A 693-nucleotide genomic window follows, 5' to 3' on the forward strand; every position below is an offset into this window, starting at 1 on the left:
CGACTCTGATTGCCGGTGCGCTGACCCTGGGCCTGCTGGGCCTGTTCGGCCAGCCGCTGCAGCTGTTCAACGTGCTGGCACTGATGCTGCTGCTCGGCATGGGCATCGACTACGGCATCTTCCTGATCGAGCACCGCGGTGACGCCAGCGCATGGCTGGCGGTGTGCGTGGGCGCGGCCAGCACCTGGCTGTCGTTCGGCCTGCTGGGCCTGTCGCAGACCCCGGCGCTGCGCGCGTTCGGCCTGACCCTGCTGTTCGGCATCGGCCTGGTCTGGCTGATCTCGCCGCTGTTCCGGCCGCCGCCACATGACCTGCCGCCAGCTTGAACCTGTCTTCCGACTTCCTTCTTTCCACCTGATCGAGCAACAAGGACGCACCGATGAATACTGCTGTGGATGCTGTCGAACGTACTGAAATCCTGATCATCGGTGCGGGCCCGGCCGGCTCGGTGGCCGCGGCGATGCTGCGCCAGCAGGGCCGCCAGGTGCTGATGCTGGAGCGCCAGCAGTTCCCGCGCTTCTCGATCGGAGAAAGCCTGCTGCCGCAGAGCATGGAGTACATCGAAGCGGCAGGCCTGCTGCAGGACGTGGTCGAAGCGGGCTTCCAGCACAAGAACGGCGCCGCGTTCGTGCATGGCGAGGCGCGCACCGCGTTCGACTTCAGGAAGAAGTTCTCGCCAGGTTGGGGCACCAC

General features: G+C 66.2%; 2 protein-coding genes. Both read left to right on the plus strand.

The window, feature by feature from the left end:
• The coding region (locus DAI20_RS19500) for a hypothetical protein (RefSeq protein WP_497802640.1) at positions 1-326 on the plus strand (326 nt) is incomplete at its 5' end.
• A gap of 53 nt (positions 327-379) precedes the next feature.
• On the plus strand, positions 380-693 hold a 314-nt coding region (locus tag DAI20_RS19505; RefSeq protein WP_159085131.1), incomplete at its 3' end, for an FAD-dependent monooxygenase.

The organism is Planctomonas deserti, from assembly GCF_003067705.1.
Lineage (GTDB): Bacteria > Actinomycetota > Actinomycetes > Actinomycetales > Microbacteriaceae > Planctomonas > Planctomonas deserti.